The sequence below is a fragment of the Pseudomonas sp. AG1028 genome (assembly GCF_007993955.1).
GTDB lineage: Bacteria > Pseudomonadota > Gammaproteobacteria > Pseudomonadales > Pseudomonadaceae > Aquipseudomonas > Aquipseudomonas straminea.
In genome coordinates, this window is the sequence record NZ_VIVP01000010.1 from 1 (window position 1) to 17,518 (window position 17,518).

General features: G+C 63.4%; 15 protein-coding genes. 10 read left to right on the forward strand and 5 right to left on the reverse strand.

Annotation, left to right across the window (positions count from 1 at the left end):
- Window positions 1-504: 504 nt before the first annotated feature.
- The 4 genes from FB481_RS17135 to FB481_RS17155 all read left to right on the forward strand — a co-directional run bounded on the left by FB481_RS17135 (window position 505) and on the right by FB481_RS17155 (window position 3,348).
- A complete protein-coding gene (locus FB481_RS17135; RefSeq protein ID WP_147177139.1) occupies window positions 505-1,092 on the forward strand; it encodes a hypothetical protein in 588 nt (195 codons plus the stop codon).
- Between the two features lie 78 nt (window positions 1,093-1,170).
- Window positions 1,171-1,788, forward strand: coding sequence for a DMP19 family protein (locus tag FB481_RS17140; RefSeq protein WP_147177140.1), 618 nt, complete (start codon window positions 1,171-1,173; stop codon window positions 1,786-1,788).
- A gap of 412 nt (window positions 1,789-2,200) precedes the next feature.
- Window positions 2,201-2,599: an Imm10 family immunity protein gene (locus FB481_RS17150; protein ID WP_147177142.1), complete on the forward strand. Its 399-nt coding sequence runs from the start codon at window positions 2,201-2,203 to the stop codon at window positions 2,597-2,599.
- A gap of 74 nt (window positions 2,600-2,673) precedes the next feature.
- A complete protein-coding gene (locus tag FB481_RS17155; RefSeq protein ID WP_256662767.1) occupies window positions 2,674-3,348 on the forward strand; it encodes an N-methyl-D-aspartate receptor NMDAR2C subunit in 675 nt (224 codons plus the stop codon).
- Between the two features lie 47 nt (window positions 3,349-3,395).
- Here FB481_RS17155 and FB481_RS17160 read toward each other — a convergent pair whose 3' ends face one another.
- Together FB481_RS17160 and FB481_RS17165 are read right to left on the reverse strand one after the other, a co-directional pair.
- Window positions 3,396-4,736, reverse strand: coding sequence for an NTP/NDP exchange transporter (locus tag FB481_RS17160; RefSeq protein WP_147177143.1), 1,341 nt, complete (start codon window positions 4,734-4,736; stop codon window positions 3,396-3,398).
- Window positions 4,737-4,758: 22 nt separating this feature from the next.
- A complete protein-coding gene (locus FB481_RS17165) occupies window positions 4,759-5,811 on the reverse strand; it encodes an SDR family oxidoreductase (RefSeq protein WP_147177144.1) in 1,053 nt (350 codons plus the stop codon).
- Window positions 5,812-5,974: 163 nt separating this feature from the next.
- Here FB481_RS17165 and FB481_RS17170 point away from each other — a divergent pair, with 163 nt between their 5' ends.
- The 6 genes from FB481_RS17170 to leuA all read left to right on the forward strand — a co-directional run bounded on the left by FB481_RS17170 (window position 5,975) and on the right by leuA (window position 13,557).
- Entirely contained in the window at window positions 5,975-6,874 is a 900-nt protein-coding gene (locus FB481_RS17170; RefSeq protein ID WP_147177145.1) for a LysR family transcriptional regulator, read from the forward strand.
- Between the two features lie 57 nt (window positions 6,875-6,931).
- Window positions 6,932-8,311, forward strand: a complete 1,380-nt coding sequence (xseA, locus tag FB481_RS17175; RefSeq protein ID WP_147177279.1) for an exodeoxyribonuclease VII large subunit — start codon at window positions 6,932-6,934, stop codon at window positions 8,309-8,311.
- A 12-nt stretch (window positions 8,312-8,323) separates the two neighbouring features.
- Complete coding sequence (locus tag FB481_RS17180) at window positions 8,324-9,145, forward strand: M23 family metallopeptidase (protein WP_093502631.1); 822 nt, start codon at window positions 8,324-8,326, stop codon at window positions 9,143-9,145.
- 75 nt (window positions 9,146-9,220) lie between these two features.
- Window positions 9,221-9,889, forward strand: coding sequence for a glutathione S-transferase (locus tag FB481_RS17185; RefSeq protein ID WP_147177146.1), 669 nt, complete (start codon window positions 9,221-9,223; stop codon window positions 9,887-9,889).
- A gap of 174 nt (window positions 9,890-10,063) precedes the next feature.
- Window positions 10,064-11,344, forward strand: a complete 1,281-nt coding sequence (locus FB481_RS17190) for a mechanosensitive ion channel family protein (protein ID WP_147177147.1) — start codon at window positions 10,064-10,066, stop codon at window positions 11,342-11,344.
- A 536-nt stretch (window positions 11,345-11,880) separates the two neighbouring features.
- On the forward strand, window positions 11,881-13,557 hold the full coding sequence (gene leuA / locus FB481_RS17200; RefSeq protein ID WP_093502625.1) for a 2-isopropylmalate synthase: 1,677 nt from the start codon (window positions 11,881-11,883) through the stop codon (window positions 13,555-13,557).
- Between the two features lie 134 nt (window positions 13,558-13,691).
- On the opposite strand, the gene FB481_RS17205 is transcribed toward leuA, so the two are convergent.
- From FB481_RS17205 to FB481_RS17215, 3 genes are all read right to left on the reverse strand, one after another.
- A complete protein-coding gene (locus FB481_RS17205; protein WP_093502623.1) occupies window positions 13,692-15,245 on the reverse strand; it encodes an APC family permease in 1,554 nt (517 codons plus the stop codon).
- A 153-nt stretch (window positions 15,246-15,398) separates the two neighbouring features.
- Window positions 15,399-16,154 (reverse strand): gamma-glutamyl-gamma-aminobutyrate hydrolase family protein, encoded by a 756-nt coding sequence (locus FB481_RS17210; protein WP_093502621.1) that lies wholly within the window; start codon window positions 16,152-16,154, stop codon window positions 15,399-15,401.
- A 51-nt stretch (window positions 16,155-16,205) separates the two neighbouring features.
- Complete coding sequence (locus FB481_RS17215) at window positions 16,206-17,483, reverse strand: FAD-binding oxidoreductase (RefSeq protein WP_147177149.1); 1,278 nt, start codon at window positions 17,481-17,483, stop codon at window positions 16,206-16,208.
- Window positions 17,484-17,518 lie beyond the last annotated feature (35 nt).

A 17,518-nucleotide genomic window follows, 5' to 3' on the forward strand; every position in this document is an offset into this window, starting at 1 on the left:
GATCAACAGCGATTCGTTTCATCACGACTCTCCCGCTCAAAAATCCTCGACACCTTGGTATAGAACTGTGGTGTGGGGAGAGTCCATTACAGCCTATATGGACTTTCCCCACAAGTAGTGAGCAATAGCTTTTTGGATGCGATCAGGGGTATTGGTGCAGGCTTGCAAGGTCGCGCCTACGCGATCCCTACCAAAAGCACAATGCTCCGTACCCTGCCAATCGAGAAAGTAGGCCCGTACGTTCGAAGCTTTATCGAGCATGCTCGACTGCATCCCGACAATCGGTTTCTCCTGTCAAAAATTGGTTGTAGCCTGGCAGGGTTTAGCGATTCGCCGTCAAACGTCTTCCTGATAAACGAAAGTGGCAAACCTATGTTCCCTGCGAGTGCATGGACCGCGAACCTGTAATAGGTACGCTGGCCATTGACTTTTGCCCTGATGTAGCTTCAGCCGCTACGCCCACAGCGCAGCAAGCGCCATTCAGACTTGATATGCCGGGGTGCCATGAAGTACGTCGTATTCATCAGTGACCAATCCAGCCCCTACGGCATGTACACCGGCCCAGTCGCGCCACAGGATGCCGACTATTTCACCCGCGGTGTAATCCCTCATCTGCAACCGCTGAGCGAAGAGGAGTACCTCGATGGGCCCGCCGCGATACTGCACACCGGTGCGCGTTACAGCTACCTACTCAGCGGCGAAGACATTTACTGGTGCGTGGAGTGGGAGCCGGGTCTTGTGGTGGTGAGGTTCTCGCCCGATAGCAGCATGGCCTGGGCCGCACTGCGCTCCCCAGTGCCCAACTTCGGAGGCCGTGTCGCTCTGGAAGTCGATACGGCGCAATACGATGAAGATGAAGAGAACCATCAATACAATCTGGTTTTCAGAAGCTGGGATGCCCAGCTCAATGAAGACCATAGAGTCTGGGGCGCCTTTGAAGCCGCGTTGCCCGGCGAAGAGGCTGTATTCAACGCAGCCATAAGGTACGCCAATAGGCTGTCGAATCAGCATCAGTGCGATGAGCAGGTGCATCGTGAGCGCCTGGCGCGCCTCACAGCCCGCTGCGGCGAAGGCATCCGGGTTAAGTATTGACGCCTGGCTGCAGCGCTCTATCGACGCCGAATGGCACGAACAGACCACGGCACAGCCGGTTTACATGAGACCAGACCCATGTCGGAGAAATTACCCTGCAAGACCTGCGGCGCATTGATTCTTCCCACCACGGCATTGAGGACCAACGGCCTGTGCATGCCGTGCAAGCAAGGCAATCGGGAAAACATGGAGAAGTCGAAGGAGCGATATCGCCAGCAGAAATTTTATGATCCACAGCGCGCCCACTGGCATCACCTGGTTGATAGAGCCCACGCAAGCGAGCAGACCTTCGCTTCATTCAGTGCGCAGGAAAAGCGCTATTACGCAGTGAGCGTATTGGAGGGCGAGGTATACAACGGTGGCATGCACCAGTTCTTCAGTAACAGCTCCGGTGCGCTGTATAACGAGGCGGTCGAAGGGCTGAAGGAATTTGGGGCGACACAAGCACTGGGCTTGCTGCAACGTGCCGCGCAGGTGCTGTTTGGCAGCCAGCAACCGCCCGTTGACCGTCATGAACGCTGGCAGGCCATGCCGCTCTACCCGGAAGATGAAATGGCCACGCTACCCGCCTGGAGCATCGAGCTTGAAGAAATAGACAGGGCCTACTGGAAGGACCCTGACGGTTTGAGCCAGAAACTGGAGGCCTACTTGAAAAACACCGGCCTGCTTGAGCCATTTGAACAGCCTGCCAACTAGCGGGCAGCCAGGTAGGGCGGCAATACTCAGCTTGTCCACCGCACTGAACCTTGGCGATTCAATATCTCAACGGTGGATAGAAAAAGCGCCATCCACCCTACTTGCTAGGCATACAGCACGATGGTAGATGCACCGACCCAAAGCTGCGATGAATGTGGGAGCTTGTTCTATACGAAAGCGTCCAGCATGGCTGCGCTGTGCCCTGAATGCGCGCATACGCTTTATGGCTATCCAAACTGCACTCATACCTTCCAGAACGGTCGATGCCTAAAGTGCTTCTGGGATAGCTCAGTGTCGGCGCATATAAAGAGAATTAAAGTCAACGGTCCGCCAGACTGATACGGGCTCAAATCATCCCTTCGCTTACTCGGACCGGCACAAGTCCGCCCCTAACCAAACGTAAGGCAGCAGAATGAGTAGTTTCGCTTACGAGGCAAAATGCGTAGCGATGGAGCAACCCGATGGTTATTTTCACCTTGTTGGTTTCGCCGACCAGCAGTTTGATACCCGTTTTTACCTGATGCTCCAACGGGCTTTTGAGCACGATGAGCAGGATCATGCTCTTGGCATGGATACGTATCACATAGAGTGGTGCAGCCAGGACAAATCGAGGTACGGCGGAATTTCTCGCTTTGAACTCAGCCCGAACGGAGCTGAAGTTACCTTTGAGCCGCAGGCTGCTGCAGCGCTAGACGACATGGATCACCTGACTATTTCCTTCCACCTGAATCAGAATGAATTCCTGGCGCTACGCGAAGCCCTTGACCACATATTCCGTGATAGCGACTGCCTTAGCGTTGTTGGCGTCTAGCCAGGTGGGGTGGACAACGCGAAGCTTGTCCACCGCAATGCTCAAGGGACTGGTGACGGTCCAATATCGCCGCGGTGGATGGAAACAGCTCCATTCATCCTACCCTCACAGGCAGCGACATGGCGGTAATCCATCCGATGAGCATTTTCGAGAAATCCTGGACACGCGCCTGGTCAGGCCTCGGCCTGCAGCCTGATGCCAGTCTCTTCGAGGCGCTGATGGCTGCCTATGCGCAGCCTCAGCGCCACTATCACTGCCTGCAGCATCTTGAGGAGTGCCTGGCGCTCTTCGAGCAGGTTCGTGATTTAGCCGAACACCCCGAAGAAGTCGAAATTGCCTTGTGGTTCCACGACGCCGTCTATGACGTTCGCGGTACTACGAACGAGCGGCAGAGTGCCGATTGGGCTGTGCGTGCCCTGCTCTCCTGCGAAGCATCACAACCTACGCAGAACCGCGTCGAGCAGTTGGTCATGGCTACCCGGCACGATGCGGCACCCGTCGATGGAGATGAGCGGCTGTTGGTCGATATCGATCTGTCGATTCTTGGTGCCGCCCCCGAGCGCTTTACCGAATACGACAGGCAGATACGGGCTGAATACAGCTGGGTGCCGGAGGCCGTTTACAGCATGAAGCGCAAAGCGGTGCTCAGCTCATTTCTGGCTCGCCCGAGCATTTACAGCACGCCCTATTTCCGCGAGCGACTCGAGGCGCAGGCACGTATCAACCTGAGCGCGGCAATTCATTCTTGAAGCAGTGGAAAGCAAAACGCCCCACCGTTCAGGTGGGATCGCTCACTCTATCTAGCGTCCTGCAAGCGCGTCCCTGCCTCCTCCCTTTTTTCAGAGAGGTCTCCTGCACTCATCTCATCAGCCCGCCTGCCCAGATACCAACCCAGCGCTCCCCATAGCAAGGCGCAACCTGCGCCCACCAGCGCCACCAGTACGGCGCCCTGGCCGAGCAGGTCGAGAAAGCTCTTCACCCAGCCGCTAAGCGCATCGCCGGCGCGGTAGACCACGGTGTCGATAAAGTTCTTCGCCTTGTATTTGCTCTCCGCATCCAGCGGGGCAAAGAGCATTTCCCGGCCGGGGCGCACGAAGGCGTATTCGCCGATGCGTCGCACGATCATCAGCGCCGCCAGCACGGCGAAGGTGGGCGCCAGGGCGAGGCCGATAAAGCCCACGCAGACCAGCAGCGGCACCATGGCCAGCAGCACCCGCACGCCCAGCTTCTGGGCGATGCGCCCGGTGATGAACACTTGGGACAGCAAGGCGCCGGCCTGCACGACCACATCGATGATGCCGAACACGCGGATCTGCGCATCGCGGTCCGGGAAGCGTTCAGCCACCAGGCGTGCCTGTTCGAAGTACAGAAAGGTAGTCACCGTGGCGAGCAGCACCACGAAGGCGGCGATGGCCAACAGATACGGCGACTGCAGCACCCGCGTCAGGCCGCTGAACGGGTTGCCGGCCACCGGTTTGCGCGAGCTCTCGGCCTTCACGGCGCCCGGGCGACCCGCGCCGCCGACTTCCCGCCAGCGCATCAGCGGCGCCTTGAGGGCCAGGGCGATACCCAGCAGCACGCCAGCCAGCAGCACCAGGCCGCTTTCGCCGACGACACCGACCAGCAGTGCGCTCATGGCCGGCCCGACCAGGCCGCCGACACTGGCACCAGCGGCGATGAAGGCGAACAGGCGCTTGGCCTGCTGGCTGTCGAACACGTCGGCCATCAGGCTCCAGGCCACCGACACCACGAACAGGTTGTAGACCGAGATCCACACGTAGAAGGTGCGCGCCAGCCAGACATTGTCGTCGCTCACCTGAAACAGCGCGGCGAACGCCAGCAGGTTCAGGCAGAAGAAGCCGTACACCCAGCTGACGAAGTGGATGCGCGGCACCCGCGAGCTGAGCCAGGCGAACAGCGGCACGGCCACCAGCATCACCACGAAGGTAGCGGTGAACAGCCATTGCAGATTCTCGACCCCGGCCATGATGCCCATCGACTCGCGGATGGGCCGTAGCATGAAATAGCCGGAGAACAGGCAGAAGAACAGCGCGAAGCCGGCCAGTGCCGGCCCCAGCTCGTGGCGCTCGGCGTTGATGGCGGCGCCAAGGCGCCGCACCAGAATTGTGGGAAACATGATGGGCGCTCCTGGCGGTTGGTCAGCGGTAGGTCACGCCGGTCAGTTGCTCGGCGATCGTCCACAGGCGTGCAGCGGCCTCGGCGTCCTGAGCGACTGCCGGCACCGTAGCGAGGCCGAGCGGCCCGCGCTTTTCTTCCTCGCCGGTCGGGCCGTAATAGGCGCCGCCCTGGGCCTGGTGCGCGGTGGCGGCATACAGCGTCGGCAGCGCGCCCTGGGCGGCGGAATGGTACTCGTCACGATCCTTGGCCCAGTTGCGGCCAAAGTCGCTGTCCAGCCCCGGGCCACGGGCGATCAGTTCGGTCACGGCCACACCCGGATGCGCGGCGATGCTCTGGATGCCCCAGCCTCGCTGCTCACTGCGGCGCTGCAGCTCGAAGGCGAACATCAGGGTCGCCAGCTTGGACTGCGCATAGGAGGCGTAAGGGTTGTAGGCCCGCTCGGACTGCAGGTCATCGAAATCGAGATTGCCGCGCAACACCGCGATGCTCGACAGGGTGACCACCCGCGGCGCAGTGCTCTTGCGCAGCAGCGGCAGCACATGGCCGGTCAAGGCGAAGTGGCCCAGGTAATTGGTGGCCAGCTGCAGCTCATGGCCATCGGCCGAGGTTCGGCGCTCAGGCGGCGCCATGACCGCGGCGTTGTTGATCAGCCCATCGAGGCGCGGCAGCGTGGCATTGAGGCGCTCGCCAAGGGCTTTCACCGAAGCCAGATCGGCCAGGTCGACTTCCTCGAACTGCACCTGGGCGCCGCGGATTTGCTCCTTGATGCGCGCCATCGCTTCCCTGCCGCGCTGCGGATTGCGGGCGGCGATCACCACTTCGGCGCCGGCGGCGGCCAGCGCCTTGGCATCCTCGAAGCCCATGCCGCTGGTGCCGCCGGTGACCAGGAAGATGCGCCCGCTCTGCGACGGCATGTCGGCCAGGGTCCAGTCCGGCTTGGGTGCGGTCTGCTGGGCGGAGGCACTGTTCGCCTCGAGGGCGAAGCCCAGGGTCAGGCTCAGGGTCGCCAGCCACTTGCGCCAGGTGGCGCCGGGGCTGGCCAGGATGTCGGTTGATGCGATGGTGGTTGTCATTGTTCGGTCCTCTCGTCGGTGAGTAGTCCGACGGCTCGCAACAGCGCGGCCCGTCGACGTGAACCATTGTTCAACGGGTCGTACGCCACGATAAGCCGTATAAAACTGGACGCTGTGTACGCTCAACCGTACGATCAAAGCCCCCCGTTCGAGAGTCATCGCCATGCGCCAGCCCAACCTGACGGACGTCGCCCTGTTCGCTGCGGTGGTCGAAGCCGGCGGTTTCCGGGTGGCGGCGCAGAAGCGCGGCATGCCGGCTTCGTCGATCAGCGATTGCGTGCGCCGCCTGGAAAGCGATCTCGGCGTGCGCCTGCTCAACCGCACCACCCGCAGCGTGTACCCCACCGAAGTGGGTGCGCGGCTGCTGGAGCGACTCCGCCCGGCCCTCGATGAAATCGACGCGGCCTTCAGCGACCTCGACGACGAGGCGAAACAGCCAGTCGGCACCCTGCGCCTCAACGTGCCGGTGCCCATCGCCCGCTTCGTGCTGCCGCGCCTGATTCCCGCCTTTCTCGAGCGCTACCCTGGCGTGAGCGTGGAAGTGGCCATGGACAACACCTTTATAGACGTGGTCGCCACCGGCTTCGATGCCGGCGTGCGCTACGAGGAAAACCTGGCCAAGGACATGATCGCCGTACCCATAGGGCCACGCCGGCAACGCTTCGTTGCCGGCGCAGCGCCAGGCTATCTGCAGCGTCACGGCACGCCGCGGCACCCACGCGACCTGCTCGAACACCGCCTGATCGGCCACCGTTTCGAGAGCGGCAAGCTGGGCGTGTGGGAGTTGGAGAAAGATGGCGAGATCGTCCGCGTGCCGCCCCAGGGGCCGCTGCTGTCGTCTTCCCAGGATCTGGAAGTGGGCTCCGCGGTGGCCGGGGTCGGCATCATCTACACCTTCGAGGAATACCTCGGCCCGCTGTTCGAACAGGGTGCGCTGGTGCCGGTGCTGCCGGACTGGTGGCAAGGCTTCGACGGCCCGTACCTGTACTACAACGACCGCCGCCACGTGCCCTCGCCGCTGCGCGCCTTCGTGGATTTTCTCAAGACCGAGAACGGGGGCTGAGCCGCGGCGCCAGCGCGCGGTATCGCCACACCAGCAGCTCGGCTTATCATGCCGGCCATGATCAAAGACCCGTTCCAACGCCTGAACCTCGACCGCGAGGTGCTCAGCGTCAGCCAGCTCAACAACCGCGCGCGCCTGTTGCTCGAAGATGTCTTTGGTGGCATCTGGGTCGAGGGCGAGATTTCCAACCTGGCGCGTCCGGCCTCCGGCCACATCTACTTCACGCTGAAGGACAGCCAGGCCCAAGTGCGCTGCGCGCTGTTTCGGCAGAACGCCGCGCGGGTGCGCCAGGCGCTGCGCGACGGCCTGGCGATCAAGGTGCGTGGCAAGGTCTCGCTGTTCGAGGGCCGTGGCGATTACCAGCTGATTCTCGACGCCGTCGAACCGGCTGGTGACGGCGCCCTGCGCCTGGCCTTCGAGGCGCTGAAGGAGAAACTCGGCGCCGAAGGTCTGTTCGCCGCCGAAAGCAAACGCGCCCTGCCTGCCCACCCACGGCGCATCGGCATCGTCAGCTCGCCGACCGGTGCGGTGATCCGCGACATCATCAGCGTGTTCCGCCGCCGCGCTCCGCAGGTCGAGCTGAGCCTGATTCCCACCGCCGTGCAGGGCCGCGAGGCCACGGCGCAGATCGTCCGCGCCCTGAAGCTGGCCGATGCCCAGGGTTTCGATGCGTTGATCCTGGCCCGCGGCGGCGGCTCCCTGGAAGATCTCTGGTGCTTCAACGAAGAGGCCGTGGCCCGCGCCGTGGCGGCCTGCGTGACGCCCATCGTCAGCGCGGTCGGCCATGAAACCGATGTGTCGATCAGCGATTTCGTCGCCGACGTGCGCGCCCCCACGCCATCGGCTGCCGCCGAGCTGTTGGCGCCTTCCAGCAACGACCTGAGCCAGCGTGTCAGCGTGCTGCAACGACGCCTGACCCTGGCGATGAACAGCCGTCTGGCCCGTGAACGCATGCGCCTCGACGGCCTGACCCGGCGCATGCGCCACCCCGGCGAACGGCTGCGCCAGCAGGCCCAGCGCCTCGATGATCTGGACATGCGGCTGCGCCGCGCCTTCGCCCAGCATCTCAACGGGCGCAGCCACAAACTGGCGCAACTCGAAGCCCGCCTGGCCGGTCAACACCCCGGGCGCCACCTCAAGTTGCTGCGCCAGCGCCTCGACAGCCTGGCCGAACGCCTGCCGCGGGCGATGAAGGAAGGCCTCAAGGCCCGCCGCCTGGCGCTGCACAGCCAGATGCAGACGCTGCATGTGGTCAGCCCACTGGCGACCCTGGGCCGTGGCTACAGCATTCTGCTCGATGAGCGCGGCCGGGCGATTCGCAGCGCCGCCGCCACCCAGCCCGGGCAGCGCCTCACGGCGCGCCTGGGCGAAGGCGAACTGGAGGTGCGCGTCGAAGACAATCACCTCGCGCCCGTCACGTTGTCGTTGCTGGACTGATAAGGAAACTCCATGCGTTCACTGCTGTTACTGCTCACCCTGTGCCTCGCCCTACCCGCCCACGCCGAAGGCTTCATCAGCCGGCTGCTCAACAAGCCAGTGCCCGGCGGTGTGGCGGTAGTCGACCTGGGCAACGGCGCCAGCGCGCCCAGCGCCACCTACCAGGGCAAGCCGGTGCTGGTGGTGAAGGAGGACGGGCAACGGTGGATCGCCATCGTCGGCATTCCGCTGAGCGTCAAACCTGGTACCCAGCAGATCGAATCCGCCGGCCAGCGCCTGAGCTTCCAGGTGGGCAGCAAGAAGTACGTCGAGCAGCGCATCACCATCAAGAACCAGCAGCAGGTCAATCCCAACGCCAAGAACCTCGCGCGTATCGAGAAGGAGCTGGCCGAGCAGACCCGCGCCTACCGGCAGTTCAGCTCGCGCCAGCCGAGCAACCTGCTGTTCGATAAACCGGTCAACGGCCCGCTGTCGAGCCCTTTCGGCCTGCGTCGCTTCTTCAATGGCGAAGAACGCAACCCGCACTCCGGGTTGGATTTCGCCGTCAACCGCGGCACGCCGATCAAGGCGCCAGCGGCCGGCACGGTGATCCTGGTCGGCGACTACTTCTTCAACGGCAAGACGGTGTTCGTCGACCACGGCCAGGGCCTGATCAGCATGTTCTGCCACCTCTCGGAAATAGGCGTGAAGGTCGGCGACGAGCTGCCCCGTGGCGGCGTGCTCGGCAAGGTCGGCGCCACCGGCCGTGCGACCGGCCCGCACCTGCACTGGAACGTCAGCCTCAACGATGCGCGAGTCGACCCGGCGATCTTTATTGGTGCGTTCAAGCCTTGAGGCTGGACAGCTAGGCGGCGCCCCCGTTCGCGTCTACGCTGAGCGGCAGTCGCCCTACCTTCCCGAGGAGCCCTGATGATCACCGTCCACCACCTCAACAACTCGCGCTCGCAGCGCATTCTCTGGCTGCTCGAAGAGCTGGGCGTCGAGTATCAGATCAAGCGCTACGAGCGCGACCCGCAAACCATGCTCGCTCCGCCCGAGCTGCGCGCCGTGCACCCGCTGGGCAAGTCGCCGGTGGTCACCGACGGTGAGCTGACGCTGGCCGAGTCCGGGGCCATCATCGACTACCTCGCCAATCGCTATGGCCCGCAGCTGCTGCCGGCTGCCGAGAGCCCCGAGCGACTGCGCTGTAATTACTGGCTGCATTACGCCGAAGGCTCGGCCATGTCACCGCTGCTGCTCAAGCTGGTGTTCGACAAAGTGGAAGGCAGCCCGATGCCGTTCTTCGTCAAACCGATCGCCCGCGGCATAGCCCAGAAGGTCAAGAGCGCCTTCGTTACTCCGCAGCTCAAGCTGCACCTGGACTATCTCGAAGGCGAGCTGGGCAAGAGCACCTGGTTTGCCGGCGAAGCGTTCAGCGCTGCCGACATTCAGATGAGCTTTCCCCTGGAAGCCGCTGCTGCGCGTGCCGGCCTGGACGCCAGCCGCCCGCGCCTGATGGCCTTCCTCGAACGCATCCACGCCCGCCCCGCCTACCGGCGCGCTCTGGAAAAAGGCGGCGAATACGCCTACGCCAAGTGAGGTTCTGCTCGGCGCGCTGCGAGGCGTGCCGGGCAACCTTTAGGCTATCGCCCCCCGCTCGAAAACTGCATTCGTAATCACGCGACTGCCCGCGCGCCTGCTGCCTTTGCTAAGGTACGCGCGCCATCGCCCGGCGCGCCGGCGATGGCGGTCATGAAACGAGCGAGAGACGCGATGAAAGAACAGTACCAGGCCACCCTCGCGTGGCTGCAGCAATACCCCGAACTGCATACCCTGATCAGCCTGTGCCTGTTGCTGCTCGGTGCCTGGATAGCCAACTGGGTGGTCAAGCGCATTCTGGTGCGCGGCCTGTACCGCGCGCTGCGTTCGACCAGCATTGGCCAGGACAAGGTGTTGGGCGACTCCCACGTGGTGCGCCGCCTGGCCAATATCGTGCCGGCGCTGATCCTCACCAGCGGCATCAAGGTGATCCCGCACCTGCCCGAGGCCGTGGTCACGGTAGTGCAGAACGTCTGCAGCGCATTCATCATCCTCACCATCGCCCTGGCCATAGGCGGTGTGCTGAACCTCATCAACATGCTCTACCAGCGCCGCCCCGACGCCCACCTCAAACCCATCAAGGGCTACATCCAGGTGGTGACCATCGTCATCTACGCCATCGCCGCGATCCTGATGGTGGCCGCGCTGATCGACCGCTCGCCGCTGATCCTGCTCTCCGGCCTCGGCGCCATGGCCGCAGTCCTCATGCTGATTTTCCAGGACACCCTGCTCTCGCTGGTGGCCAGCGTGCAGATTTCCTCCAGCGATATCATCCGCGTCGGCGACTGGATCGAAATGCCCCAACTCAACGCTGACGGCGACGTGATCGATATCGCCCTGCACACGGTCAAGGTGCAGAACTTCGACAAGACCATCACCACCATCCCGACCAAGCGCTTCATCAGCGACCCGTTCAAGAACTATCGCGGCATGCAGGAATCCGGTGGCCGGCGTATCAAGCGCTCGATCTACCTGGACCAGACCAGCGTGCGTTTCCTCAGCCCGGACGAGATCGCCCGCCTGCAGCGCTTCCTGCTGCTCGGCCAGTACCTGAGCAGCAAGCAGAGCGAGCTGTTGAGCTGGAACACCGAGTTGGCCGAAGCGGCGCAGGAACCGGCCAACACCCGGCGGGTGACGAACATCGGCACCTTCCGCGCCTACGTCGAGCTGTACCTGCGTCAGCATCGGGGCATCAACCAGAACATGACCCTGCTGGTGCGCCAACTGCAGCCCACCGCCGATGGCCTGCCGCTGGAGCTGTACTGCTTCACCAATACCGTGGCGTGGGCGGCTTACGAGGGTTACCAGTCGGACATCTTCGACCACCTGCTGGCGATCCTTCCTGAGTTCGGCCTGCGGGTGTTCCAGCACCCCAGTGGCGCGGACATGCGCGAGTTGCGCCCCAACTCGCACGCGCCGGCGCAACCGGCAAGCGCCGCGCAACTGCAAAGCTAAAAACGTTACCAAACCGCAATAAAAAACCACCAAAGCGCAAGCCTTGGTGGTTTTCACCAATTTCAAAGACAGGCTTGCCAGCTTTCCCCTCAGTGGTTAGGGTTGGCCACATGACTATCTCCCAGACCCTCATTCTGCTTCGGCAACACGCCAATCTCTGTCTGGTCGCTCAGCGACTGCGGTAGGGTCTGTTGGCGTTTCACGCACGGCCGCGCCGGAGTCAGTTTTTACGCGAGGTAAGGCACGAGATGCGAAGTTTGGTGGGCCAAATGAGCCATCGAGTAACGCAGCATCGCGCAAAAACTGCCCCGGCCCTACGGGTTGCGCGGGAAATTTCGCCATGCGTCGTTGGAGGACTTGGCAAGGGAACAGCCATTCCCTGCGTCCTCCGCCTAGCCTGGCGAGATTTCACGCAGCAACGCGGCTCGCGCTGAAACGTCAACAGACCCTCGGGTCTGCCGGCCCCCTTTTCTCGCGTTTCGATTTCTCTCTTTTTCAGCACGGCCCACGCGGGCCCTCGCCTTCAGGATTGATTCATGAGCATGCTCAAAGACCCGTCGCAAAAGTACCGTCCGTTCACCCAGATCCAGATCCCGGACCGCACCTGGCCGGACAAGATCATCGACAAGGCGCCGATCTGGCTGTCAACCGACCTGCGTGACGGCAACCAGTCGCTGATCGAGCCGATGGATGCCGAGAAGAAGATGCGTTTCTTCAAGTGCCTGGTGCAGGTCGGCCTGAAGGAAATCGAAGTGGGCTTCCCGTCCGCCTCGCAGACCGACTTCGACTTCGTGCGCGAATTGATCGAGGGCGGCCACATCCCGGACGACGTGACCATCCAGGTGCTGACCCAGGCCCGTGACGACCTTATCGAGCGCACCTTCGAGTCGCTGAAAGGTGCCAAGAAGGCCATCGTCCACTATTACAACGCCTGCGCGCCGAGCTTCCGCAAGATCGTCTTCAACCAGGACAAAGCTGGCGTCAAAGCCATCGCCGTGGCCGCCGGCACCACCATCAAGCGCCTGGCCGCTGCCGCACCGGAAACCCAGTGGGGCTTCGAGTACTCGCCGGAAGTGTTCAGCAGCACCGAGATCGACTTCGCGGTCGAGGTGTGCAACGCGGTGATCGACGTGTTCCAGCCGACCCCGGCCAACCCGCTGATCCTCAATCTGCCGGCTACCATCGAGTGCGCTACGCCGAACAATTACGCCGACCAGATCGAGTGGTTCGGCCGCCACGTGAACAAGCGCGACAGCGTGCAGATCAGCGTGCACACCCATAACGACCGCGGCACCGGCGTCGCCGCTTCCGAGCTGGCCGTGATGGCCGGCGCCGATCGCGTCGAAGGCTGCCTGTTCGGCAACGGCGAGCGTACCGGCAACGTCTGCCTGGTGACCCTGGCGCTGAACCTCTATACCCAGGGCGTCAACCCGCAGCTGGACTTCTCCGACATCGACGCGGTGCGCAAGGTGGTCGAGGACTGCAACCAGATTCCGGTGCACCCGCGCCATCCGTACGTGGGCGACCTGGTCCACACCGCCTTCTCCGGCTCGCACCAGGATGCCATCCGCAAGGGCTTCGCCCAGCAGAAGGAAGATGCGCTGTGGGAAGTGCCGTACCTGCCGATCGACCCTGCCGACATCGGCCGCGACTACGAAGCGGTGATCCGCGTGAACAGCCAGTCCGGCAAAGGCGGCATCACCTTCCTGCTCGAGCAGGAATACGGTATCAACCTGCCGCGCCGCATGCAGATCGAGTTCAGCCAGGTGGTGCAGAAAGAAACCGATCGCCTGGGCCTGGAGATGACCGCGTCGCAGATCCACAAGCTGCTCGACAGCGAATACCTCAAGGCCACCTCCCCGTACGAACTGAAAGGCCATCGCCTGCAGGAAGAGAATGGCGAGAGCAGCGTCGAGGTTAAGGTCCAGGTTGACGGCCAGGAACAGCGCTGGAACGGTTCGGGTAAAGGTGCGCTGGAAGCCCTGGCCTCCAGCCTGCCGATCGCCGTGGAAGTGATGGACTACCACGAGCACGCCATCGGTGGCGGCGCCAACGCCAAGGCGGCCTGCTACATCGAGATCCGCCTCGACGGCCAACGCCCGCTGCACGGCATCGGCATCGACGAGAACATTACCACGGCGAGTTTCCGTGCCCTGTTCAGCGCCCTGAACCGTGCCGTGAAACAAGCCGAGGAAAAGACCCAGGCAGCCTGATCAGCAGCCTGCGGTAAACGACAAAGGGACGCTTCGGCGTCCCTTTTTGTTTTCCAGAACCATGCTTCCGTAGCCCGGGTCGAGCGCAGCGACACCCGGGAATTGACCTGGCTATCGCTGCGCTCAACACCAGGCTACGCCTCAGCTTTTACCGGTTTCATCTGCTTCTGCAGGGTGATGCCGTCGAAGAACGCCGGCGCCTGCCAGCGAGCGATGAACATCAGCACCAGGCCAAGCAGTAGCACCACCACGGCGATCACGAACACCAGGCCGAGGCCGCCGATGTGCGAGCCACTGCCGAAGTCCGGCGACATGCTGTCCAGGGTGGTCTGCCAGAAGATGATCGACAACATCACCGCGCCCACCAGCGGGCACAGGCCGCGCATGAAGAAATGCCGCGCGGTGTCGAACAGGCTGTGGCGGAAATACCAGACGCAGGCGAACGCCGTCAGCGCATAGTAGAAGCAGATCATCATGCCCAGGGCGGTGATGGTGTCGGCCAGCACATTCTCGCTCAGGGTGCGCATGGTCACGTAGAACACTGCAGTAGCCAGGCCGGCGGCGATGGTCGCGTAACGCGGCGTCTGCGAGTGCGGGTGCACGCGGGCGAAGCGCTTGGGCACCGCGCGGTAGTAGCCCATGGCGAGCAAGGTGCGCGCCGGCGAGATGAAGGTCGATTGCAGCGAGGCGGCGGTGCTGGCCAGCACGGCGATGGACATCAGGATCGCCAGCGGGCCCATCACGGGGCCTGCCAGATGGGCGAAGACGTTTTCCTGGATCTGCGCATTGCCCAGCCCCAGGCCGGTTTCACCGGTGCCGGCGAACTGCAGGGTGGCCGCTGCGGTGAACAGATACAGGGCAAGAATCAGCAGCACGGTCAGGGTCGCCGCGCGCCCCGGCACCTTCTCGCTGCCCACCGACTCCTCGCTCACCGTCAGGCACACGTCCCAGCCCCAGAAGATGAAGATCGACAGCGACAGGCCCGCCGCAAATGCGGAGAACGAATCGATGTTGAACGGGTTGAACCACTCGGGATGGAAGACCACCGGCGAACTCTCGGGCGCCGCGACGAAGGCGGCAATGGAGAAACCGATCAGCACCAACAACTGCAATGCCACCAGGGTGTATTGCACGCCCATGGTCATGCCAATACCGCGGCAACAGACCCACACCGCCAGGGCGATGAACACGCAGCAGGTGACGATGTTCACCAGTAGGTTGCGCGTCAGGTCTGCCAGCCAGTCCAGCCCGGTGAGCTGGGCAAGAAAGAGATAGAAGAAATCCACCGCAATGCCCGCCAGGTTGGAGAGCACGATGGTGGTGGCAGTGACCAGCCCCCATCCGCCGATCCAGCCGATCATTGGCCCAAAGGCCCGCGCCGACCAGGTGAATGAGGTGCCGCTGTCCGGCTCTGCGGCATTCAACTCGCGATAACCCAGGGCCACCAGCAGCATCGGCAAAAAGCCGACGATGAATACTGCAGGCAGGTAAACCCCGACCTCGCGCACGGTCGGACCCAACGCGCCGGTCAGGGTATAAACCGGTGCAATCGTAGAAATGCCTAGCACCACGCAAGCCAGCAAACCGACTTTGCCCTGGGCCAGGCCTTTACCGGACACCAGCGCCGCAGCGCCAGCAGCAGGCGTAGCCTGCACCGGGGAAGCCGGCGCGTTCGTGTAATCACTCATAACTCTCTGCCATCGTCTTGGACTTGTTTGCGAACGTGGCCGGGATCAGCCGAGCGCCTGGCGTGCGCCGAGGGGGCGTGGCAGCAAGGCCAATACGGGATCCCGATACGTTCAGGTCAGAGCAGCCGGAACCCAGACGGTTTCCGGCCGGTTTTAGCGGGCGTCGCGGGCCTGGGCGTAGGCCTGGCAGGCCTCGCGAAAGGCCTGGAACAGCTTCAGCGACTCGGGGTTCTCGGTGAAGCGCCACTCCGGGTGCCACTGCACGCCGATCAGAAAGCCCGGCGCGTCGGGAATCGACACCGCTTCGATCAGGCCATCCGGCGCCAGTGCTTCGGCGCGCAGGCGCTCGGCCAGGCGGTCGACGCCCTGGCTGTGCAGCGAGTTGACCTGGAACTCCATCGGCAGGCCGATCCGCTCGAAAATGCCGCCCGGCTGCACGCTGACCGCATGCTGCGGCGCGTATTGCTCGGCCACCGAGTCGCGTTGCGGCTCGCGGTGGTCCATGTAACCCGGCAGTTCCTGCACGCGCTGATGCAGGGTGCCGCCCAGGCTCACGTTGAGCTCCTGAAAGCCACGGCAAATGCAGAATACCGGCACGCCCTTGTCGATCGCCAGGCGCAGCAGCGGCAGCGTGTTGGCGTCGCGGCTCGGATCGTGCTGGGTGCCTTCCAGGCTCGGCGTGCCCTGGTAGTGACGTGGCTCGACGTTGGACGGCGAGCCGGTGAAGAGGATGCCGTCGAGTTGTTCGAGCAGCTGCTGCGGGTCGGTCGGCGTGCTGCGCGCCGGCAGCACTACCGGCAGACCGGCGTAAGCCGCCGCTTCGACGTATTTGTCGCCGACCGTGTGCGAATCGTATTTACCAAGCATCTGCCGGCAGGCAGTCACACCGATCAGGGGCATGCGGGTCATGGTCTTCTCTCCGGAAAAGCCTGCCGGCTTGGCGCGCCGGCAGGTGCTGCATCAGATACCCAGCCGATCACGCAGCTGGTAGTACATGGCGCCCAGGGCGGTGAACGGTACGCGCAGCAGCTGGCCGCCCGGGAACGGGTAATGCGGCAGGCTGGCGAAGGCGTCGAAGCGCTCGGCCTGGCCGCGCAGGGCCTCGGCCAGCACCTTGCCGGCCAGGTGCGTGTAGGTCACGCCGTGGCCGCTGCAACCCTGGGAGTAATAGATGTTGTCGCCGATACGGCCGACCTGGGGCAGGCGCGACAGGGTCAGCAGGAAGTTGCCGGTCCAGCTGTAATCGATCTTCACATCGGCAAGCTGCGGGAAGGTCTTGAGCAGCTTGGGGCGGATGATCGCTTCGATGTCAGCTGGGTCGCGGGCGCCGTAAACCACGCCACCGCCGAAGATCAGGCGCTTGTCGGCGCTGAGGCGGTAGTAGTCGAGCAGGTAGTTGCAGTCTTCCACGCAGTAATCCTGCGGAAGCAGGCTGCGCGCCATCTCGTCGGACAGCGGCTCGGTGGCCAACACCTGGGAGCCACAGGGCATCGACTTGGCGGCCAGCTCGGGCATCAGCCCGCCCAGATAGGCGTTACCCGCCACCACCACGAACTTGGCCTTCACCTGGCCTTTCGGCGTATGCACCACGGGCTGCGCGCCGCGGTCGATGCGGGTGGCCGGGCTCTGCTCGTAGATCGTGCCACCCAGCGAAGTGACGGCTGCGGCTTCACCGAGGGCCAGGTTGAGCGGGTGGATGTGGCCACCGCTCATGTCCAGCATGCCACCGACATAGCGCTCGGTGCCGACCACTTCGCGGATGCGGCGCTCGTCCATCAGCTCCAGCTGGGTGTGGCCGTAGCGCTCCCACAGTTTTTTCTGAGACTCCAGGTGGCCCATCTGCTTCGTGGTGATGGCGGCGAACACGCCACCGTCCTTCAGGTCACACTGGATGTTGTACTTGGCGATGCGCTCACGAATGATGCGCCCGCCTTCGAAGGCCATCTCGCCGAGCAGTTGAGCCTGGCGTGCGCCGACCTGCTTTTCGATGACATCGATGTCGCGGCTGTAGCTGTTGACGATCTGCCCGCCGTTACGGCCCGAGGCGCCGAAACCGACCTTGGCGGCCTCCAGCACGGTCACCCGCAAACCGTTTTCCAGCAGGAACAGCGCGGTGGAAAGGCCGGTGTAGCCGGCGCCGATGATGCACACATCGGTCTCGACCACTTCGGTGAGCGCAGGGTAATCGACCCGCGGGTTGCGCGAGGCGGCGTAGTAACTGTCGACGTGTTGAGTCATGTGAAACTCCCTAAATTCAATATTCCACCTTGGGG